The organism is Streptomyces sp. NPDC058000, from assembly GCF_042886435.1.
Lineage (GTDB): Bacteria > Actinomycetota > Actinomycetes > Streptomycetales > Streptomycetaceae > Streptomyces.
Genome location: NZ_JBHVQS010000001.1, coordinates 76,753 through 97,062, shown reverse-complemented (window position 1 = coordinate 97,062; position 20,310 = coordinate 76,753). Strand labels below are relative to the sequence as shown.

The 20,310-nt window shown below is 71.5% G+C and carries 20 protein-coding genes; 9 read left to right on the top strand and 11 right to left on the bottom strand.

Annotated elements, in window-relative coordinates; genetic code table 11:
* Window positions 1-98: 98 nt before the first annotated feature.
* Window positions 99-1,025 carry a metallophosphoesterase gene (locus tag ACFVT2_RS00455; RefSeq protein WP_390010454.1) on the bottom strand — a complete coding sequence of 309 codons (927 nt, stop codon included), beginning with the start codon at window positions 1,023-1,025 and terminating at the stop codon, window positions 99-101.
* Between the two features lie 158 nt (window positions 1,026-1,183).
* Here ACFVT2_RS00455 and ACFVT2_RS00450 point away from each other — a divergent pair, with 158 nt between their 5' ends.
* On the top strand, window positions 1,184-1,648 hold the full coding sequence (locus ACFVT2_RS00450; RefSeq protein WP_390010452.1) for a GatB/YqeY domain-containing protein: 465 nt from the start codon (window positions 1,184-1,186) through the stop codon (window positions 1,646-1,648).
* Window positions 1,649-1,760: 112 nt separating this feature from the next.
* On the opposite strand, the gene ACFVT2_RS00445 is transcribed toward ACFVT2_RS00450, so the two are convergent.
* Window positions 1,761-3,959 (bottom strand): transglycosylase domain-containing protein, encoded by a 2,199-nt coding sequence (locus ACFVT2_RS00445; RefSeq protein ID WP_390010450.1) that lies wholly within the window; start codon window positions 3,957-3,959, stop codon window positions 1,761-1,763.
* Window positions 3,960-4,339: 380 nt separating this feature from the next.
* Between ACFVT2_RS00445 and ACFVT2_RS00440 the strand changes: the two genes are divergently transcribed.
* Window positions 4,340-4,684 (top strand): WhiB family transcriptional regulator, encoded by a 345-nt coding sequence (locus ACFVT2_RS00440; protein WP_366331382.1) that lies wholly within the window; start codon window positions 4,340-4,342, stop codon window positions 4,682-4,684.
* Window positions 4,685-4,727: 43 nt separating this feature from the next.
* Here ACFVT2_RS00440 and ACFVT2_RS00435 read toward each other — a convergent pair whose 3' ends face one another.
* Window positions 4,728-6,110, bottom strand: a complete 1,383-nt coding sequence (locus ACFVT2_RS00435; protein ID WP_390010448.1) for an ArsA family ATPase — start codon at window positions 6,108-6,110, stop codon at window positions 4,728-4,730.
* Window positions 6,107-7,084: an ArsA-related P-loop ATPase gene (locus tag ACFVT2_RS00430; RefSeq protein ID WP_359824100.1), complete on the bottom strand. Its 978-nt coding sequence runs from the start codon at window positions 7,082-7,084 to the stop codon at window positions 6,107-6,109. Before ACFVT2_RS00430 ends, ACFVT2_RS00435 begins: the two co-directional genes overlap by 4 nt.
* A gap of 153 nt (window positions 7,085-7,237) precedes the next feature.
* On the opposite strand from ACFVT2_RS00430, the gene ACFVT2_RS00425 reads away from it, so the two are divergent.
* From ACFVT2_RS00425 to ACFVT2_RS00410, 4 genes are all read left to right on the top strand, one after another.
* A complete protein-coding gene (locus ACFVT2_RS00425) occupies window positions 7,238-7,396 on the top strand; it encodes a DUF4177 domain-containing protein (protein ID WP_003967454.1) in 159 nt (52 codons plus the stop codon).
* Window positions 7,393-7,857 carry a RidA family protein gene (locus ACFVT2_RS00420; protein ID WP_390010446.1) on the top strand — a complete coding sequence of 155 codons (465 nt, stop codon included), beginning with the start codon at window positions 7,393-7,395 and terminating at the stop codon, window positions 7,855-7,857. The genes ACFVT2_RS00425 and ACFVT2_RS00420 overlap by 4 nt, the downstream gene beginning before the upstream one ends.
* A gap of 90 nt (window positions 7,858-7,947) precedes the next feature.
* A complete protein-coding gene (locus ACFVT2_RS00415) occupies window positions 7,948-8,853 on the top strand; it encodes an NUDIX hydrolase (protein WP_390010445.1) in 906 nt (301 codons plus the stop codon).
* On the top strand, window positions 8,850-9,680 hold the full coding sequence (locus ACFVT2_RS00410; protein WP_390010443.1) for an MBL fold metallo-hydrolase: 831 nt from the start codon (window positions 8,850-8,852) through the stop codon (window positions 9,678-9,680). Before ACFVT2_RS00415 ends, ACFVT2_RS00410 begins: the two co-directional genes overlap by 4 nt.
* 43 nt (window positions 9,681-9,723) lie before the next feature.
* Here ACFVT2_RS00410 and ACFVT2_RS00405 read toward each other — a convergent pair whose 3' ends face one another.
* The gene (locus ACFVT2_RS00405; RefSeq protein ID WP_390010441.1) at window positions 9,724-10,587 is read right to left on the bottom strand and encodes a nucleotidyltransferase; all 864 of its coding nucleotides are present in this window, start codon (window positions 10,585-10,587) and stop codon (window positions 9,724-9,726) included.
* A 130-nt stretch (window positions 10,588-10,717) separates the two neighbouring features.
* Complete coding sequence (locus ACFVT2_RS00400; RefSeq protein WP_003981529.1) at window positions 10,718-11,392, bottom strand: Crp/Fnr family transcriptional regulator; 675 nt, start codon at window positions 11,390-11,392, stop codon at window positions 10,718-10,720.
* 381 nt (window positions 11,393-11,773) lie between these two features.
* Between ACFVT2_RS00400 and nth the strand changes: the two genes are divergently transcribed.
* The 3 genes from nth (at window position 11,774) to ACFVT2_RS00385 (ending at window position 14,760) form a co-directional block, all read left to right on the top strand.
* On the top strand, window positions 11,774-12,754 hold the full coding sequence (gene nth / locus ACFVT2_RS00395; RefSeq protein WP_390010439.1) for an endonuclease III: 981 nt from the start codon (window positions 11,774-11,776) through the stop codon (window positions 12,752-12,754).
* A 67-nt stretch (window positions 12,755-12,821) separates the two neighbouring features.
* Window positions 12,822-13,547 (top strand): NUDIX hydrolase, encoded by a 726-nt coding sequence (locus tag ACFVT2_RS00390; RefSeq protein ID WP_390010437.1) that lies wholly within the window; start codon window positions 12,822-12,824, stop codon window positions 13,545-13,547.
* Between the two features lie 13 nt (window positions 13,548-13,560).
* Window positions 13,561-14,760, top strand: a complete 1,200-nt coding sequence (locus tag ACFVT2_RS00385; RefSeq protein ID WP_390010435.1) for a MarP family serine protease — start codon at window positions 13,561-13,563, stop codon at window positions 14,758-14,760.
* A gap of 77 nt (window positions 14,761-14,837) precedes the next feature.
* On the opposite strand, the gene ACFVT2_RS00380 is transcribed toward ACFVT2_RS00385, so the two are convergent.
* The 5 genes from ACFVT2_RS00380 to acs all read right to left on the bottom strand — a co-directional run bounded on the left by ACFVT2_RS00380 (window position 14,838) and on the right by acs (window position 20,289).
* A complete protein-coding gene (locus tag ACFVT2_RS00380; protein WP_100604853.1) occupies window positions 14,838-15,035 on the bottom strand; it encodes a hypothetical protein in 198 nt (65 codons plus the stop codon).
* 174 nt (window positions 15,036-15,209) lie between these two features.
* On the bottom strand, window positions 15,210-16,139 hold the full coding sequence (locus ACFVT2_RS00375; RefSeq protein ID WP_390010433.1) for an alpha/beta fold hydrolase: 930 nt from the start codon (window positions 16,137-16,139) through the stop codon (window positions 15,210-15,212).
* Window positions 16,136-16,594 carry a phage holin family protein gene (locus ACFVT2_RS00370; protein ID WP_390010431.1) on the bottom strand — a complete coding sequence of 153 codons (459 nt, stop codon included), beginning with the start codon at window positions 16,592-16,594 and terminating at the stop codon, window positions 16,136-16,138. The genes ACFVT2_RS00375 and ACFVT2_RS00370 overlap by 4 nt, the downstream gene beginning before the upstream one ends.
* A 44-nt stretch (window positions 16,595-16,638) precedes the next feature.
* Window positions 16,639-18,033 carry a Na+/H+ antiporter NhaA gene (gene nhaA, locus ACFVT2_RS00365; protein ID WP_390010429.1) on the bottom strand — a complete coding sequence of 465 codons (1,395 nt, stop codon included), beginning with the start codon at window positions 18,031-18,033 and terminating at the stop codon, window positions 16,639-16,641.
* A gap of 294 nt (window positions 18,034-18,327) precedes the next feature.
* Window positions 18,328-20,289, bottom strand: coding sequence for an acetate--CoA ligase (gene acs / locus ACFVT2_RS00360; protein WP_390010427.1), 1,962 nt, complete (start codon window positions 20,287-20,289; stop codon window positions 18,328-18,330).
* Window positions 20,290-20,310: the final 21 nt, after the last annotated feature.

Here is a 20,310-nt window from a genome sequence, read left to right as displayed (position 1 = left end):
TGATGCGGCTTCCGGGGCGGATGCCGGCCCGCCGAGGTCGCACACGGCCCCGGCCCCTGAGGCGAGGGGCCGGGGCGTTGCGTCGATCGCGCGACGTGTCAGTCGCGCGCCGTCAGCGTCAGGAGGGTGGCCTCCGGGGGGCAGGCGAAGCGGACCGGGGTGTAGCGGTTGGTGCCGCAGCCGGCCGAGACGTGGAGGTAGGAGGTGCGGCCGTCGGCGGTGTGGGTGGAGAGGCCCTTGGCGCGCTGGGTGTCGATGTCGCAGTTGGTGACGAGGGCGCCGTAGAAGGGGACGCAGAGCTGACCGCCGTGGGTGTGGCCGGCGAGGATCAGCGGATAGCCGTCGGCGGCGAAGGCGTCCAGGGACCGCAGGTACGGGGCGTGGACGACGGCCAGTGAGAGGTCGGCGTCGGCTTCCGGGCCGCCGGCGACCTCGGCGTAGCGGTCGCGCTTGATGTGCGGGTCGTCCAGGCCGGTCAGTGCGATCTCGGCGCCCTCCAGCTTGAGGTGGCCGCGGGTGTTGGAGAGGTTGACCCAGCCGGCGCCGTCGAAGGCGTCGCGGAGGTCCTCCCAAGGGTTGTGGACGACGCCGACGGCGGGGGTGTTGCCGTTCAGGCCGTGTCGGCCCTGGACCTTCTCGACCAGGTAGCGGGCGGGGTTCCGCAGCTTGGGGCCGTAGTAGTCGTTGGAGCCGAAGACGTAGGCGCCGGGGAACTCCATCAGCGGGCCCAGGGCGTCCAGGGCCTCCGGGACGCCCTCGGGGTCGGAGAGGTTGTCGCCGGTGTTGACGACGAAGTCGGGGCGGAGTCCGGCGAGCGACTGGAGCCAGCGCTGTTTCTTGCGCTGCCCGCTGACCATGTGGATGTCGGAGACCTGGAGGACGCGCAACGGCCGCATGCCGTGGGGCAGTACGGGCACGGTGACGCGTCGCAGGCGGAAGGAGCGGACTTCGAAGCCGGCGGCGTAGGCCAGGCCGGCCGCGCCGACCGCGGCAAGGGACAGGGGAACTCCGTATCGCGCGCGCATGTGTCCATGGTTGCAGAGTGGGCGGAGGGCGGGGAGAGGTGATCTTGGTGGGACGGCCGGCGGGCGGTCCCCGCGGCGCGGCGGCGGGTGGGCGGCGGCGGGGCGCGCGGTGGGAAAAGGCGCGGCGGTTGCCGGTGGGTGGAGGCATACTCAACGTCATGACCACGCTCAAGGCCAAGCTCAAGGACGACCTCACCGCCGCGATCAAGGCGCGCGACGAGCTGCGTTCCTCCACCCTCCGTCTGACGCTGACCGCGCTCCAGAAGGAGGAGGTGGCGGGCACCGAGGCGCGTGAGCTGTCCGACGGCGAGGTCGAGAAGATCATCGCGCGGGAGGCGAAGAAGCGCCGCGAGGCCGCGGAGGCGTTCGACAAGGGCGCCCGGCCCGAGCAGGCCGACCGCGAGCGCGCCGAGGGCGAGGTGCTCGCCGAGTACCTCCCCAAGCCGCTGACCGACGACGAGCTGGAGTCGCTGGTCGCCGAGGCCGTGGCGGAGGCCACCGGGGCTGGGGCCGAGGGCCCGAGGGCCATGGGCGCCGTGATGAAGATCGTCAACCCGAAGGTGGCGGGCCGGGCCGACGGCGGCCGGGTCGCCGCGATGGTGAAGAAGCTGCTGGCCGGCTGAGGCCGTACGCGACGGCGCGCCCTCGGCCGGCCGTCGCGCAGACGTCGAAGGGGCGCCCTCCCAAGAGGGCGCCCCTTCTCCGTGCCGGAGGGCGGTCAACCGGACCGGTCGTTCACCAACCGCCGTTCCCGCCGCCCAGGAAGTCGGGGAAGCCGGGGATGTGCCAGCCGCCGCCGGGCTTGTTGTCGCCGCCGCCGGGGTTCGGCTTCGGCTTCGGGTCGGGCTTCGGCTTGCCCTTGTTGCCGTCGTCGCCCTTGTCGTTGGGGTCGTCGATCGGGACGGTCGGCAGGGTCAGGGCCGGGCGGCCGGCCAGCGCGCCGGTCATCAGGTCGCGCCAGATCGGGCCGGGGGTGTCGGCGCCGTAGACCTTGTCGTGCGGGACGCCGCCGATGGTGATGTCGTACATCTGGCGCTGGTGGCGCGGGTCGCCGACCCAGACCGCGCCGGCCGCGTTCGGGGTGTAGCCGACGAACCAGGCGGCGTAGCGGCTGTCCGTGGTGCCGGTCTTGCCGGCGCTGTCGCGGCCCTTGAGGCCGGCCTGCTTGCCGGTGCCGTCCTCGACGACGCCCTTGAGGAGGGTGTTGACGGTGTCCGCGGTCTTCTTGGACATCGCGCTGCGGCAGTCGGTCTTCGGGACGTTCAGCGCCTTGCCCTGTGCGTCGGTGATCGACTCGATGGCGACGGGGGAGCAGTAGGTGCCCTCGTTGGCGAAGGTGGCGTACGCCGTGGCCATGGTCAGCGGGGACATCTCCTGGACGCCGAGCGCCATGGCGGGCACCTGCTTCAGCGGCTTGCCGTCGGCCCGTTGGAGCCCCATCTTCTGGGCCATCGTGATCGCGGGGCAGATGCCCATGTCGCTGATCAGCTGCACGTAGTAGGTGTTGACCGACTTCGCGGTCGCCTCCTTCATGGCGAACGGGCCGACCTCCTTGGGGTCCTCGTTCTGGAGCGTGCCGCCGCCGTTCCACTCGCCGGTGCAGGTCTGGACCGGCTTCGGGTACGCCATCTTGAACGGCGAGGAGTACTGCTGGTAGGGGCTGATGCCCTGCTCCAGCGCGGCCGCCGCGACGATCGGCTTGAACGTCGAGCCGGGCTGGTAGCCGGCGCCGCCGCCCATCTTGCGGTCGACCGAGAGGTTGATCTGGGTCTGGTTGGTGCCGAAGCCGTACGGCCGGGACTGGCCCATGCCGAGGATCTTGCCGGTGCCCGGCTGGACGACCGTGGAGGCACTGGCGACCGGGTCGTCCTCGAAGACGTGCTTGCTCAGCGACGCCTGGATCGACTTCTGGGTCTGCCGGTCCAGGGTGGTGCGGATGGTCAGACCGCCCTGCATCCAGCGCTTCGAACGGATCTCGCGGGTCGCGCCGAACGTCTTGTCGTTCAGCAGCACCTCGCGGACGTAGTCGCAGAAGAAGCCGGCGCCGTCGGTGGCGGTGATGCAGCCGTTCTGCGGGCGGCTGATCTTCAGCTTGATCGGCCGGGCGGCGGCCGCGTCGGCCTGGGCCCGGGTGATGTTCTTCAGGTCGGCCATCCGCCGCAGGACGGTGTTGCGCCGCTCCGTCGCCGCCTGCGGGTGGTTGACCGGGTCGTACCGCGTCGGGGACTGGACGATGCCGGCGAGCAGCGCCGACTCCTCCAGGCTCAGGTCCTTGGCGGGCTTGCTGAAGTAGCGCTGGGCGGCGGACTCGACGCCGTACGCCTGCTCACCGAAGAAGGTGATGTTGAGGTAGTTCTGGAGGATCTTGCGCTTGCCGAGCTTCTCCTCCAGCTTGATCGCGTACTTCAGCTCCTTGACCTTGCGGCCGAGGGTCTGCTGGGTGGCCTGCGCGACCTTGTCCGGGTCGTCGCCGGCCTCCTCGATGAAGACGTTCTTCACGTACTGCTGGGTCAGGGTGGACGCGCCCTGGGCGACCCCGCCCGACTGGGCGTTCTTGTTGACCGCGCGCAGGATGCCCTTCAGGTCGATGGCGCCGTGCGAGTAGAAGCGGGCGTCCTCGATGGCGACGATCGCCTGCTGGACGTACGGCGACATGTTCTTGAGGCCGACGACGGTGCGGTCGCGGGAGTAGACCGACGCGATCTCGCCACCGTCGGCGTCGAGGATGGTGGTGCGCTGGCTGAGCGGTGGGGTCTTGAGGTTGGCCGGGATGTCGTCGAAACCCTCGACGGACGTCTTGGCCGCGAGGCCGAGCGCTCCGGCGGCCGGCAGCGCGATCCCGGCGAGGACGGCTCCGGCAAGGACGCTGACACCGAGGAACTTGGCGGCCTGCTGGGTCTTGGATCGACCCCCGCCCTCGCGCTTCTTAGCCATGAGGGCACCCTACGTTCTCGTTCGCCGGACAGGGGCGCACCTGTTCGCTTAGCCTGTTCCCATCTGCCGCAGCGGAATGGTTTCTCCCCAGTACGTCAACCCCTACTCCCGGCGCGGGCGCTGTCCCACATGTCCGCCGTGCGCCAGAAATCCCTTGCCGTCACAGCGAAGTGTCCCGCTTGGGAGGGAAGTGACGTATGTCGCACGGTCACTCCGTTGGGTGATCTGCCGCGTACGCATAGTCCGTTCGGGCCATTCAAGATTGGGCCCGAAGGAGGTGTTGCGCCCTGCCCGCCTTCCGTAACGTCCTCAACTGGCAACGGTGAATATGCCGTTTGCCGCCGTGGGGGAGCCTCGATTCGGGAGAGGACGGCGCCAGCATGGGCTGGGTAACCGACTGGAGTGCACAGGCAGCGTGCCGCACTACCGATCCGGATGAACTGTTCGTGCAAGGGGCGGCGCAGAACCGCGCCAAGGCGGTGTGCACCGGGTGTCCGGTGCGCACGGAGTGCCTGGCCGACGCCCTGGACAACCGGGTGGAGTTCGGCGTGTGGGGCGGGATGACGGAACGCGAGCGGAGGGCGCTGTTGCGCCGCCGTCCGACGGTCACGTCATGGCGTCGCCTGTTGGAGACGGCGCGTACGGAATACGAGCGCAGCACCGGCATGTTGCCGGTGGACTGCTCGGACGACGCGTTCGACGACGAGTACGCGGCGGTCGGGTAGGCCGCGTTCGCCGCCCGGCGGCGGGCCGTTGGCCAGTCGTCGGTCAGGCTTCGGTCTCGCCGGGGCGCAGCGACAGGCGGTCGCCGATCGTGCGCAGGCCCGCGAGGTCGTGGACGTCACCGGGCAGCGCGCCGACCTCCGTCACCGGCACCTCGGGGTGCAGTGCGGTGAAGCGGTCACGGGTGCGTCGTTCGCGTGCCAGGACCTGCATGCGTTCCGCGTGCAACCGCAGGAGCCCGGCGGCGAGTTGCGCTGCCGAGGCCGAAGGGGTTGCCGCCTGCTCCGCCGCGGCGGCGGGGGAGGAGCCGCCGGGGGTACGTGATCCAGTCTTCCCGCCGGCTAGATCGACAATGCCGTCCGGCTCAAGATTTTCCGCGGAGGGTGAACCAGCCTCGTGGGAGGGCGAGTTGGGGTCGTCGTCCGGCTCCTGCGGCGGCACCGCGTCCTCCGGTGCGCGGTCGGCGAAGTCCTCCGTCAGGGCCTCCGCGGCGGCCAGCGCCCGCTCGGCGCTGAGCTGGGCCGCGCCGCTGCCGTGGACGCGGTTGAGCACCAGCCCGGCCAGCGGCATCTGCTCGGCGGCCAGCCGCTCGACGAAGTACGCCGCCTCGCGCAGCGCGTCCCGCTCCGGCGCGGCGACCACCAGGAACGCCGTACCGGGCGCCTGGAGCAGGCGGTAGGTGGCGTCCGCGCGGGTGCGGAAACCGCCGAACATGGTGTCCATCGCGGCCACGAACGTCTGGACGTCGCGGAGGAGTTGGCCGCCCATGAGCTTGCTGAGGGTGCCGGTCATCATCGACATGCCGACATTGAGGAACTTCATGCCGGCCCGCCCGCCGACCTTCGCCGGCGCCATCAGGACCCGGATGAACTTGCCGTCCAGGAACGAACCCAGCCGCTTGGGGGCGTCCAGGAAGTCCAGCGCGGAGCGGCTCGGCGGGGTGTCCACGACGATCAGGTCCCAGTCGTCGCCGGCCCGGAGCTGGCCGAGCTTCTCCATCGCCATGTACTCCTGCGTGCCGGCGAAACCGGCCGACAGGGACTGGTAGAAGGGGTTCTCCAGGATGGCGCGGGCCCGCTCGGCGTCCGCATGGCCCTCGACGATCTCGTCGAAGGTCCGCTTCATGTCCAGCATCATCGCGTGGAGTTCGCCGCCGGCACTCTCGTCGACGCCCTTGACCTGGCGGGGGACGTTGTCGAGCTCCGAGATGCCCATCGACTGCGCCAGGCGGCGGGCCGGGTCGATCGTCAGCACCACCACCTTGCGACCGCGCTCGGCGGCACGCACCCCCAGCGCCGCGGCGGTGGTGGTCTTGCCGACGCCGCCCGAGCCGCAGCACACCACGATGCGGGTGCGTGGGTCGTCGATCAGGGCGTCGACCTCCAGCCACGGGGCCGAGGCGTCCAGCGTCGTGTCGTCGGAGGTCATATGGGCCCCTGTTTCCGCAGGTCTCTGGCCAGGCCGTAGAGCCCGGCGAGGTCCACTCCCTCGGGGAGCAGCCCCAGCTCGTAGGTGGGCAGGCCGAGGTCGGTCAGTGCGGCGTGCTGGGCGCGCTCCAGCTCGACCCGCTCGGCGTGCTCGCGCGCCTGCTCCAGCAGCGGGTCGATCAGGCGCTCGGCGAGGCCGCCGCGCCGGGCGCCGCCCAGACCGGCCTGGGAGAGCGCCTTGGCGATGCCGGCCCGGGCGCCGCGGGCGGCGACCTCCAGATCCCCGTTGTCCAGCAGCGCGGGGCGGGTCATGTTGATGACGACGCCGCCCACCGGGATGCCGGCGGCACGCAGCTCGGCGATGCCGTCGGCGGTCTCCTGGACGGGCATCTCCTCCAGGAGGGTCACCAGGTGCACCGCGGTCTCGGGGGACTTCAGCACGCGCATCACGGCCTGGGCCTGATTGTGGATCGGGCCGATCTTGGCCAGGCCGGCGACCTCGTCGTTGACGTTCAGGAAGCGGGTGACGCGGCCGGTCGGCGGGGCGTCCATCACGACCGCGTCGTAGACGAACGCGCCGCTCTTGTCCTTGCGGCGGACCGCCTCGCACGCCTTGCCGGTCAGCAGGACGTCCCGCAGGCCGGGGGCGATGGTGGTGGCGAAGTCGATCGCGCCGAGCTTCTTCAGGGCCCGGCCGGCGCTGCCGAGCTTGTAGAACATCTGGAGGTAGTCCAGGAGGGCGCGCTCGGCGTCGATGGCCAGGGCGTGCACCTCGCCGCCCCCGGGGGCCACCGCGATCTTGCGCTCCTCGTAGGGAAGCGCCTCGGTCTCGAACAGCTGGGCAATGCCCTGCCGGCCCTCGACCTCGACCAGGAGGGTACGGCGCCCCTCGGTGGCGAGGGCGAGGGCGAGGGCAGCGGCGACCGTGGTCTTTCCGGTGCCGCCCTTGCCGCTGACGACATGGAGCCTGCTCACGCCATGGAGCCTAACCAGTCCGCGTCCCGCGTACGCACGGGATACGCCTGGGAGCACCCGGAGATCCGTCCGCACGCGGTCAGGGACGGCGTCGGGGATGTGCCCTAGGGGTCGCGGACCCGGAGCCCTCGGGACAGGCATTACGCTCGGCCCATGACCAAGTGGGAATACGCGACCGTGCCGCTGCTCGTGCACGCGACGAAGCAGATTCTGGACACCTGGGGCGAGGACGGCTGGGAGCTGGTCCAGGTCGTGCCGGGCCCGAACAACCCCGAGCAGTTGGTGGCCTACCTGAAGCGGGAGAAGGCGTGAGCGCGGTCGAGGAGAAGATCGCGGCGCTCGGCCTGAAGCTGCCGGAGGTCGTGCCGCCGCTGGCCTCCTACCAGCCCGCGGTCCGCTCCGGCTCGTACGTCTACACCTCCGGCCAGCTGCCCATGGTGGACGGCGCGCTGCCGGTCACCGGCAAGGTCGGTGCCGAGGTCAGTCCGGAGCAGGCCAAGGAGCTCGCCGCGGTGTGCGCGCTCAACGCGCTGGCCGCCGTGAAGTCCGTCGCCGGTGACCTCGACAAGATCGTCCGGGTCGTGAAGGTCGTCGGTTTCGTGGCCTCCGCACCGGACTTCACCGGCCAGCCGGGCGTCATCAACGGCGCCAGCGAGCTGCTCGGCGAGATCCTGGGCGACCGGGGCGTGCACGCCCGCTCCGCGGTCGGCGTGGCGGTGCTGCCGATCGACGCCCCGGTCGAGGTCGAGATCCAGGTCGAGATCGTCGACTGACGGGCCACGAGCGGTGCGCTCGCGTCCGGATAGGGCCCTCTCCCCGGAGGACCCCTCGAACATCCGCACGCGAGCGCATAGCATCCGGCCATGGCGTCGACGACGAATGGCCAGTGGTACCCGCCGGAATGGCCGGCCCGCATCCGGGCCCTGACGAACGGCGAACTGACGCCGCCCGCGCCCCGGCGGGCCGCGACGGTCCTGCTGCTGCGGGACACCGACCACGGCGGTCCCGCCGTCCACATGCTGCGCAGACGCGCCTCCATGGCCTTCGCCGGAGGCGCGTACGCCTATCCGGGCGGTTCCGTCGATCCCCGGGACGAGCGCCCTGTGGGGTGGGCCGGCCCCTCGCGGGCCGAATGGGCGGTGCGGCTCGGCGTCGACCCGTCCACCGCGCAGGCCATCGTCTGCGCCGCCGTGCGCGAGACGTTCGAGGAGTCCGGGGTGCTGCTCGCCGGCGACTCCGCCACCACGGTCGTCGCGGACACCACCGGTGAGGACTGGGAGGCGGACCGGGCGGCCCTGGTCGGCCACGAGCTGTCCTTCGCCGACTTCCTGGCCCGCCGCGGCCTGGTGCTGCGCTCCGACCTGCTGGCCGCCTGGGCGCGCTGGATCACCCCGGAGTTCGAACCGCGCCGCTACGACACGTTCTTCTTCGTCGCCGCGCTCCCCAAGGGACAGCTCGCCCTCAACGTCTCCACGGAGGCGGACCGCACGGTGTGGATCCGCCCGGAGGAGGCCGCGGCCGGCTACGACCGCGGGGAGCTGCTGATGATGCCGCCGACCATCTCCACGTTGCGCTCCCTCCAGCCGTACGCCAGCGTCTCCGAGGCGCTGTCCGGGGCCGGGGCGCAGGACCTGACGCCGGTGCTGGCCCGCGCCGATCTGGTGGGCGGCGAGATCGTGTTGAGCTGGCCGGGCCACGACGAGTTCACCAAGCACATCGCACCGGCGGACGAGGGCCCCGCCGGCCCTTCGGGAGGTCCCTCCGCATGACCGAAGCAGCCGCCCTCCCCGGCCAGCCCCGCGGCGGTGTCCTCTCGGGGCCGGCCACGGCGCGCGCCCACTGCATCCTGGCGCCGAACCCGTCCCCGATGACGCTGGACGGCACCAACACCTGGATCGTCGCCGAGCCGGGCTCCGACCTGGCCGTCGTCATCGACCCCGGACCGCTCGACGAGGACCACCTCAGGGCCGTCATCGACACCGCGGAGCGGGCCGGGCACCGGGTCGCGCTGACCCTGCTCACCCACGGGCACCCGGACCACGCCGACGGGGCGGCCCGGTTCGCCGAGCTGACCGGCGCCCCCGTACGGGCGCTGGACCCGGCGCTGCGCCTGGGGGACGAGGGGCTCGGCGCGGGCGACGTCGTCACCACCGGGGGGCTGGAGCTGCGGGTGGTGCCCACCCCGGGGCACACCGCGGACTCGCTCTGCTTCCATCTGCCCGCCGACCGGGCGGTCCTGACGGGCGACACGGTCCTGGGGCGCGGCACCACCGTGGTCGCGCACCCCGACGGGCGGCTGGGCGACTACCTCGACTCGCTGCGCCGACTGCGCTCCCTCACCGTGGACGACGGGGTCGCCACGGTCCTCCCGGGCCACGGGCCGGTGCTGAACGACGCCCAGGGGGCGGTGGAGTTCTATCTGGCGCACCGGGCCCACCGGCTGGCCCAGGTGGAGACCGCCGTGGAGGCCGGCCACCGTACCCCCGCCGAGGTCGTGGCGAGCGTCTACGCGGACGTCGACCGCTCCCTGTGGCCGGCCGCCGAGCTGTCGGTGCGGGCACAGTTGGAATACCTGGGCGAGCACGGGCTGATCTAGGGCGGGCCGGCCCATGCGGCGCCAGAGGGGCGCTGCGGGGGCGTCAGGGCCCTTGTGACGGCAGGGTCTTCGCCCCGTGGACGGCCAGGTATTCGTCGGCCAGCCAGGGGGCGAGCCCGTTCAGCAGGTCGTCGAGCAGTTCGGGGTACGCGGCGGGGTGCCGGGCGGCGCGCGCCGCGGCGTGCATCTGGTCGGCGTGCGCCGGGTAGTAGTGCCCGAACACCTCGGCGGACTCGACGAGATCGCTGGTCCAGCCGCCCCAGCGCGGCATGACCAGGGTGAATCCGGTGCGCACGAGGTTCCGCGTGACCCCACGGGTCAGCCGGATGCGCTCCTCCTGGGTGGCGGCCGCGGCGACCCGCTCGCGCAGGCCGGGCAGCCGGCGGTGCAGGTCCCCGTTGGTCTCCCGGGCGAGGAGCGAGGTGGGCCGGTAACGGGGCAGTGCCGCGGTCACGTCCGGCCCGCTGAGCGGCGTGCACAGACAGGCCACGAACCAGGCCATGTCGTACCGCTCCTCCGCGCTGAGCAGCCGTTCCTCGGCGACCAGCAGGATCCCGGCGCCGTCGATCTGCGGGAAGGCGGCGTCCAACTCCGCCTCGATGGCCCGGGCGGCGGCCCGGTCGGCTTCGGTGGGCCCTCCTGCCGTACGGGCGGAGCCGGTGGGGTCCGTGCGCAGGACGAGCAGCGCGTCGAGGTCGGAGACCCCGGGGACGGCGGTGCCGCGCGGGATGCTGCCGTAGAGGTAGCTGCTCACCAGCCGGTCGGGCGCGAAGCGGGTGGCCAGCCGGGCGGCCAGCTCCGCCACGACGGGTGCGAACGGCGCGGGCACCCGTTCCAGGGAGCCCTCCCGCACGAAACAGCCGTCCTGGTCGAGGCCCTTGCCCCGGGAATCCCCGCTGGTGGTCATGGCGCCCACTATGGGGCGGCGGAACGGCGGGCCGCGAGCCAATTACCCGGCGGCCGCCCGCCGCGGCCCGGACACGGCAAGGGCCCCGCCGGAGCGGGGCCCTTGGGTTGGTCGCCGTGAACGCGGGGCGTCAGCGCGAGCGCTTGGCCAGTCGTTCGACGTCCAGCAGGATCACGGCGCGCGCCTCCAGGCGCAGCCAGCCGCGGCCCGCGAAGTCCGCGAGCGCCTTGTTGACGGTCTCCCGGGAGGCGCCGACCAACTGGGCCAGCTCCTCCTGCGTGAGGTCGTGTACGACGTGGATGCCTTCCTCGGACTGCACGCCGAAGCGGCGCGACAGGTCCAGGAGGGCGCGCGCCACACGGCCCGGCACATCCGAGAAGACCAGGTCGGACATCTGGTCGTTGGTCTTGCGCAGCCGGCGGGCGACCGCGCGCAGCAGGGCGGTGGCCACCTCCGGGCGGGCGTTCAGCCAGGGCTGAAGGTCGCCGTGGCCCAGGCCGAGCAGCTTGACCTCGGTCAGCGCGGTGGCAGTGGCCGTGCGCGGTCCCGGGTCGAACAGGGACAGCTCCCCGATCAGCTCGCCGGGTCCGAGGACGGCCAGCATGTTCTCGCGGCCGTCGGGTGAGGTGCGGTGGAGCTTCACCTTGCCCTCGGTGACCACGTACAGGCGGTCGCCGGGGTCCCCTTCGTGGAACAGGGCGTCGCCGCGGGCGAGCGTGACCTCTCCCATCGAGGCGCGAAGCTCGGCCGCCTGCTCGTCGTCGAGCGCCGCGAAGAGCGGGGCGCGCCGCAGAACGTCGTCCACGAGTTCTCTCCTTGTCGACATGCTCCGGAGGACTGTGGTCCCCATCATGCCGGAATGCAAAACAGTGCGATCAATCACAAGTTTGCCGGACCCGTGGCCCGAGCCATACGGCAGGGGGCCGATTGGGGTCACGAATCCTGGTGATCGAGTCGGATGTCAGTGGGTGGCCTTAGTCTGGCCGAGTGTCCAACACGCCGGTGAGAGCAGAGGACTGGGGGCCTACAGAGTGAGCGCAGGGCGCGATTCCGCTGTGGGCGAACAGCTGCCCGCAGGCGCCTCGAATACCGACAAACGTAACAAATCGTCTTCCAGGGTGATGACCGCGCGGAGGCCGACGGCGCCCGCGACCGGCGCGTCGCGTTCGAGGCGAAGGAGGCGGTCGTGAACGAAACCCCCGCAAAGCCGGCGGCGAAGAAGACCGCGGCGAAGAAGGCCGCGACGACGAAGAAGCCGGCCGCCAAGAAGGCCGCGACGAAGACGGCCACCGCCGCGAAGACCACTGCCACGAAGACCACTGCCACGAAGACGACGGCCGTGGCCAAGAAGGCAGCCGCAAAGAGCACCGCGCCCGCCAAGAAGGCGGCCCCCGCTCGTAAGCCCGAGTCCCGGGTCGCCATGGTGCGCCGGGCCCGCCGGATCAACCGCGAGCTGGCCGAGCTGTATCCGTACGCCCACCCGGAGCTGGACTTCACCAACTCCTTCGAGCTGCTGGTCGCGACGGTCCTGTCCGCCCAGACCACCGACCTGCGGGTCAACCAGACCACCCCTCGGCTCTTCGCGGTCTGCCCCACGCCCGAGGACATGGCCGCGATCCCCCCGGAGCAGCTGGAGGAGCTGATCCGCCCCACCGGCTTCTTCCGGGCCAAGGCGAAGTCCCTGATCGGGCTCTCCATCGCCCTGCGCGACCGCTTCGGCGGCGAGGTGCCCGGCCGCCTGGAGGACCTCGTCACGCTCCCCGGCGTCGGCCGCAAGACCGCCAATGTGGTGCTCGGCAATGCCTTCGGCGTCCCCGGCATCACCGTGGACACGCACTTCGGCCGGCTGGCGCGCCGTTTCGGCTGGACGACCGCGCAGGACGCCGAGAAGGTCGAGGCCGACGTCGCCGAGATCTTCCCCAAGAGCGAGTGGACGATGCTCTCGCACCGGGTGGTCTTCCACGGCCGCCGGGTCTGCCACTCCCGCAAGCCCGCCTGCGGGGCCTGCCCCATCGCCCCGCTGTGCCCCTCGTACGGCGAGGGCGAGACCGACCCGGAGAAGGCGAAGAAGCTGCTCAAGTACGAGCTGGGCGGTCAGCCCGGGCAGCGGCTGAAGCCGCCGACCGACTATCCGGGGCAGCCCGCGCCCCCGCTGGCGGCCTCATAGGGCGGCGCCGGCGAGCACGACTCCACAAGGGGACCGATCCATCGACGTAAGCCTCAAGGGGGCGCGGATGACGAGTGCACGGGAGCAGTACGACGAGACGACGGATCCCTGCCGGACGGTGGCCGAGCGGGAGGTCGCGGTCACGACCGAGGGCCTGCCCGAGTGGCTGGCTCCGGTGGCCCGTGCGGCGGCCACGATAGAGCCGCGCCAGCTCAGCAGCTTCCTGCCGCCGAAGGACGGCGGCCGGCAGTCCGCCGTCCTGATCCTCTTCGGGCACGGCCCCCGTGGGCCCGAACTGCTCCTGATGGAGCGCGCCGGCACCCTGCGCTCGCACGCCGGGCAGCCCTCGTTCCCCGGTGGGTCGCTCGATCCGCAGGACGGTGACCCGGACGGGCCGGGTCCGGTCCGCGCGGCGCTGCGGGAGGCCGAGGAGGAGACCGGGCTCGACCCGTCCGGGGTCCAGGTCTTCGGGGTGCTGCCGCGGCTCTACATCCCCGTCAGCGGTTTCGTCGTGACGCCCGTGCTGGGGTGGTGGCGGGTGCCGAGTCCGGTGGACGTGGTGGACCGGGGGGAGACCGCCCGGGTCTTCACGGTTCCCGTGGCGGATCTCACGGACCCCGCACATCGGGTCACCACCCGTCACCCCAGCGGCCACGTCGGTCCCGCTTTCCTCGTCGAGGATGCGCTGGTCTGGGGTTTCACCGCCGGAGTGATCGACCGGATCCTGCACTACGCAGGCTGGGAGATCGCATGGGACCGCGACAAGCAGGTCCCGCTCGACTGGCGCTCGTGAGACGGTGTCCGGCGTGAACGTCCTGGACATCCTGCTGCTGATCGCGGCCGTGTGGTTCGCGATCGTCGGTTACCGGCAAGGCTTCCTCGTCGGCATCCTGTCCGTGATCGGCTTCCTCGGGGGAGGCCTGATCGCGGTCTACGTGCTGCCGGTGATCTGGAACGGGGTCACCGACGACGCCAAACCAAACACCTTCGCGGTGATCGCGGCGGTCGCCATCGTGATCGTCTGCGCATCGGTGGGCCAGGCGCTCACCACCCATCTAGGCAACAAACTCCGCCGCCACATCACCTGGACACCAGCGCGGGCGCTGGACGCCACCGGTGGGGCGCTGGTCAACGTCCTGGCGATGCTGCTGGTCGCCTGGCTGATCGGCTCGGCGCTGGCCGGTACGTCGCTGCCGACGCTCAGCAAGGAGGTCCGCAACTCCAAGGTGCTGCTCGGGGTGTCCCAGGTCATGCCGCCGCAGGCCAGTACCTGGTTCGCGGACTTCTCCTCGGCGCTGGCGCAGAACGGCTTCCCGCAGGTCTTCACGCCGTTCTCCAACGAGCCGATCCGGCCGGTCAGCCCGCCGGACCCGGGCCTGGCCAACGGCCCCGTGGCGGCGGACGCCCGGCACAGCATCGTCAAGATCGTCGGACGGGCACCCAGCTGCGGCAAGATCCTCGAAGGCACCGGCTTCGTCTTCGCCCCGCACCGGGTGATGACCAACGCGCACGTCGTCGGCGGCGTCAGCGACCCGACGGTCCAGGTGGGCGGCGAGGGGATCCCGGTGAACGCCAAGGTCGTGCTCTACGACTGGGCGCGCGACATCGCCGTGCTCGACGTCCCGCAGCTCCGCGCCCCGGTGCTGAAGTTCGCCGACAAGGACGCCGGCAGCGGCAAGAGCGCCATCGTCGCCGGCTTCCCGGAGAACGGCGGCTACGACGTCCGCCCGGCGCGGATCCGCGGCCGCATCCAGGCCGACGGCGCGGACATCTACCACCGGGGCACGGTCGGCCGCGATGTCTACTCGCTCTACGCCACGGTCCGGGAGGGCAACTCCGGTGGTCCGCTGCTCACGCCCGGGGGTGAGGTCTACGGCGTGGTCTTCGCCAAGTCGAGGGACGACGCCCACACCGGCTACGCGCTGACGGCCGACGAGGTCCGACGGGACGCCGTCCGGGGGCGGACCGCGAGCCGGCCGGTCGACACCCAGGGCTGCGCGATCTGAGGCCGGGCGCGGGGCCGCGAACCGATCCGCTGCGGACGGGACGCGGCCCGGCGGCCGGGGAAGGGGAGTGCGCCGGGTCAGCCCCGGGGATGGCGCAACCGCGCGCTCATCCAACGCGCTCTGCGGCGCAGGATGCGGGGGATGCCCATCGGGTGCGCCGGGTCGGGGGACCCGTCGGATCCGAGATCCGGGGTACCCCTGTCCTGCGTGCCCACTGCAGCGGCACTGCTGCGGCGGTTGCGTGCCACGTCACGGTAGTCGTGCGTCCAGCCCATACCCTCGACTCTGCCCGTGGCCCAAGGTCCGTAACCGCCCCGGCGAGGGCCAATTGGCCTATGCGGGAGGCAATTGGCTGTTCGTCAGACGAACGTTCGTATGACGTGGTGGAACGGGCCCGTCACCGTGTGGTGTCGGTGGGGACAGAGGGACGGGCGTGGGGCCGCGGGCCCTCAGCGGTCCGGTTCCGGGTCCTTCAGCCAGTTGATCAGTTCGGTGGAGAAGGCCGCCGGGTCCTCCTCGTGCGGCCAGTGGCCCAGGCCGTCGAAGAGCCGCCAGCGGTAGGGGGCTTCGACGTACTCGCCGGAGCCGGCGGCGCTGCGGGTGCGCATCACCGGGTCCAGGGAGCCGTGCAGATGCAGGGTGGGGACCCGTACGGGCAGCTTCATCCGGCGGTTGAACTGGATGCCGTCGGGGCGGGCCATCGAGCGCACCATCCAGCGGTACGGCTCGATCGAGCAGTGCGCCGTCGAGGGGATGGCCATCGCCCGCCGGTAGACCTCGATGGTCTCGTCCTCCGGGAGCCGGGGGCCGGACCAGTCGCGGATCATCCGGCCCACCAGGGCCGCGTCGTCCGCGGTCAGCCGGCGCTCCGGCAGCCAGGGCCGCTGGCAGCTCCAGATGTGTGAGCTGCGGCGGACGTCGGCGAGCATCGCGGCCCGCCAGCGGCGCGGGTGCGGCATCGAGGACACCGCGAGCCGGCGGACCAGCTTGGGCCGCATCACCGCGGCCGTCCAGGCGAGGTAGCCGCCCAGATCGTGCCCGACCAGCGCGGCGTCCGGTTCGCCCAGGGAGCGGATGACGCCGGTGATGTCGAGGGCGAGGTTCGCCGGGTCGTAGCCGCGCGGGGTGCGGTCGCTGCCGCCGACGCCCCGCAGGTCCATGGCGACCGCGCGGAAGCCCGCGTCGGCCAGTGCGGGCAGTTGGTGCCGCCAGGTCCACCAGAACTGCGGGAAGCCGTGCAGCAGCAGCACGAGGGGCCCGTCGCCCATCTCGGCGATGTGGAAACGGGCGCCGTTGGCCGCGACGTCCCGGTGTGTCACCTCGGTCCCGTCCGGGAGGCCGAGCCGCACGACCGAGGCGGTGCTGTCAGGGGCTGTCATACCGATGAGCGTGTCACAGACTCCAGGACCGGGTGTTCCGAGTCCGTCGGGCGCGGGTGCGGCTTGGCCTTCTGCAGCACGGCCGCGGTCTCCCTGGCGGAGGCGATCGACTTCTCCGGCTTCTTGATCTTCTTGATCTTGGCCATCGCGATCAGGATCAGCAGCGCGGCGATGATCAGGAAGGCGCCGCCCACGATCAGGAAGGACCAGGCGAGGCCGAGGCCGAGGTTGTTGATGCCGTAGGCCGCCGCGAAACTCAGCACCGGCAGCGCGAACAGCGCCAGGGCGCCCGCCACGATGAACGCGGCACTGCCGATGCCCGCCCGCTTGGCGTCCTGCCGAAGTTCCGCTTTGGCCAGTGCGATCTCGTCGTGCACCAGCGCGGACATCTCCGCGGTCGCCGTGGCCACCAACTGCCCGAGGCTGCGGTCCGCACCGTCTTCGGCTGCGCTCATCGCCGTCTCCCTCTTCTCTTCGCCTGGATGCAAAGCCTCTCAGATCATGCCGGACCATCGTCCCCGGAGCGGCCGTCGGCAGCCATTTCGGCAAGCCGGCGGTGTTCCGCGGCCTTCGCCTCATGGATCGCGGCCATGCGCAAGTGGTACGCGGGCTGGCCCAGTTCGTAGATGTCGGGGATGCCGTCCTGGTCCTCGTCCCGCTCCTCCTCGTCGCACAGGCGCCGGTACTTGTTGTTGCGGACCTTGAGGAGGATGCCCGCGAAGACGGCCGCGAGCAGCGAGCCGATCAGCACCGACGCCTTGATCTCGTCGGTCAGGACGGGGTCGCCCGCGAAGGCCAGTTCGCCGATGAGCAGGGAGACGGTGAAGCCGATTCCGGCCAAGGAGGCGACGCCGAAGACGTCCGGCCACTTCAGGTCGGGGTTGAGTTCGGCCCGGGTGAAGCGGGCGGTGCACCAGGTGCCGCCGAATATTCCCACCGCCTTGCCCACTATCAGGCCGAGGACCACGCCCAGCGTCTCCGGCCGGGTGAAGACGTCGTGGACCGCGCCGCCGGATATGGACACCCCCGCGGAGAAGAGCGCGAACAGCGGCACCGCCAGCCCCGCCGACAGCGGGCGGACCAGGTGCTCGATGTGCTCGCCGGGTGACTGCCGTTCGCCGTCGCGGCGGTGGCAGCGCAGCATCAGGCCCATGGCGACGCCGGCGATGGTGGCGTGCACGCCGCTGTTCTCCATCAGGGCCCAGATCACCACGCCCAGCGGTACGTACACGTACCAACCGCGGACGCCCTTGCGCAGCAGGAGGTAGAAGAGCGCCAGACCGGCGACGGACAGGCCGAGGGCGAGGAAGTTGAGCTTCGAGGTGAAGAAGATCGCGATGATCAGGATCGCGAAGAGGTCGTCGACGACGGCGAGGGTGAGCAGGAAGGCGCGCAGCGCGGACGGCAGGGAGGTGCCGATGACCGCGAGGACGGCGAGCGCGAAGGCGATGTCGGTGGCGGTGGGGACTGCCCAGCCCTGGAGGGAGCCGCCGCCGGCGGCGTTGACGGCGAAGTAGACGAGGGCGGGGGTCGCCATGCCGCAGATCGCGGCGACCACCGGGAGGGCGGCGGCCTTGCGGTCGCGGAGTTCGCCGGCGACCAGTTCGCGCTTGAGCTCGATGCCGGCCACGAAGAAGAAGATCGCGAGTAGGCCGTTGGCGGCCCAGTGCTGGAGGGAGAGGTCCAGGCCGAGCGAGGCCGGGCCCAGGTGCAGGCCGCGGACCGCCTCGTAGCTGCCGCCGAGCGTATTGGCCCAGATCAGGGCGGCGATGGCGGCGGCGAGGAGGAGGACACCGCCGACGGTTTCGGTGCGCAGTGCTTCGGCGATGAAGTTCCGCTCCGGCAGCGGCATGCGGCCGAGGAATATGGAGCGGCGGTTGCTGGGCGCAGTCACGCGATGACCTCCGGCAGCTGAGAACGGCTATAGCAGTTGCCGACCAGACTTCCCGGCGCACCCAGAGTTTCTTAGCGTCTCATTGACGCCTCCCTAACCCTACCGGGTGGGTGCAAGGGGTTAATGCGTGGGCTTAACTTTACGGGCATTTCGGGCGTCGGGCCGCCGGGGGAGCAGGGGCGGGCCCGCCCCTGGGGAAACGCCGGAGGGGCACCGGGCGCGATGGTCCGGTGCCCCTCCGTGCGCACGTCGGCGCTGCACGTCGGCGCGCTGCGCCGGCCGACGCCCGGCGCGTCAGTCCTCGCTGGCTGCGCTCGGCAGCTTCGCCTGGATCAGGTCCATGACGGAGGAGTCGGTGAGCGTGGTGACGTCGCCGAGGGCGCGGTTCTCGGCGACGTCGCGCAGCAGCCGTCGCATGATCTTGCCGGAGCGGGTCTTGGGCAGCTCCGCGACCGGCAGGATCCGCTTGGGCTTGGCGATCGGGCCGAGCTGCTGGCCGACGTGGGCGCGCAGCTCGTCGACGAGCCCCTCGTCCTCGGCCGCACCGCCGCGCAGGATGACGAAGGCGCAGATGGCCTGGGTCGTCTGCGGGTCGGTGGCGCCGACCACCGCGGCCTCGGCCACCTTCGGGTGCGAGACCAGCGCGGACTCCACCTCGGTGGTGGAGATGTTGTGGCCGGACACCAGCATCACGTCGTCCACCCGGCCCAGCAGCCAGATGTCGCCGTCCTCGTCCTTCTTGGCGCCGTCGCCGGCGAAGTACGTGCCCGCGAAGCGGGACCAGTAGGTGTCCAGGTAGCGCTGGTCGTCGCCCCAGATGGTGCGCAGCATCGACGGCCAGGGCTCGGTGAGCACCAGATACCCACCGGCGCCGTCGGGCACCTCGTGCGCGTCGTCGTCGACCACCGTGGCGGCGATACCGGGCAGCGGTACCTGTGCCGAACCGGGCTTGGTCTCCGTTACGCCCGGCAGCGGGCTGAGCATCATCGCGCCGGTCTCGGTCTGCCACCAGGTGTCGACGATCGGCGTCCGGTCCGCGCCGATGTGCTTGCGGTACCAGATCCACGCCTCGGGGTTGATCGGCTCGCCGACCGATCCCAGGAGGCGCAGCGACGACAGGTCGAACTTCGCCGGGATGTCGTCGCCCCACTTCATGCAGGCGCGGATCGCGGTCGGCGCGGTGTAAAGGATCGTCACGCCGTACTTCTGGACGATCTCCCACCAGCGGCCCTGGTGCGGGGTGTCCGGGGTGCCCTCGTAGAGCACCTCGGTGGCGCCGTTGGAGAGCGGACCGTAGGTGATGTACGAGTGGCCGGTCACCCAGCCGACGTCGGCGGTGCACCAGAAGACGTCGGTCTCCGGCTTCAGGTCGAAGACCGCGTGGTGGGTGTACGAGACCTGGGTGAGGTAGCCGCCGGTGGTGTGCAGGATGCCCTTGGGCTTACCCGTCGTCCCGGAGGTGTAGAGGATGAACAGCGGGTGCTCGGCGTCGAACGCCTCGGGGGTGTGCTGCTCGCTCTGGCGCTCGACCAGCTCGTGCCACCACACGTCCCGGCCCTCGGTCCAGTCGACGTCCTGGCCGGTGCGGCGGACGACCAGCACGCTGCGGACGTTCTCCGTGCCGGGCTTGGTCAGCGCCTCGTCCACGGCCGGCTTGAGGGCGGACGGCTTGCCGCGGCGGTACCCGCCGTCGGCGGTGATCACCACCCGGGCGTCCGCGTCGTTGATCCGCGTCGCCAGCGCGTCCGCGGAGAAGCCGCCGAAGACGACGGAGTGCGGTGCGCCCAGCCGGGCGCAGGCCAGCATGGCGATCACCGTCTCCGGGATCATCGGCATGTAGATGGCGATCCGGTCGCCGGCCTGAACACCCAGCTCGACCAGGGCGTTGGCGGCCTTGGAGACCTCGCGCTGGAGTTCGGCGTAGGTGATCGCGCGGCTGTCGCCCGACTCGCCTTCGAAGTGGATCGCGACCCGGTCGCCGAGGCCGTTCTCCACGTGGCGGTCCACGCAGTTGTAGGCGACGTTCAGCTTGCCGTCGGCGAACCACTTCGCGAACGGCGGATTGGACCAGTCGAGGGTCTCGGTGGGCTCGGTCTCCCAGGTCAGGCGTTTGGCCTGCTCGGCCCAGAAGCCCAGCCGGTCCGCCGCGGCCTCTTCGTACGCGGCGGCCGTGACGTTGGCGTTCGCGGCCAGCTCGGCGGGCGGTGCGAACCGCCGCTCCTCCTTCAAGAGGTTGGCCAGGCTTTCGTTGCTCACGACATCTCCCATTCCCAGGGC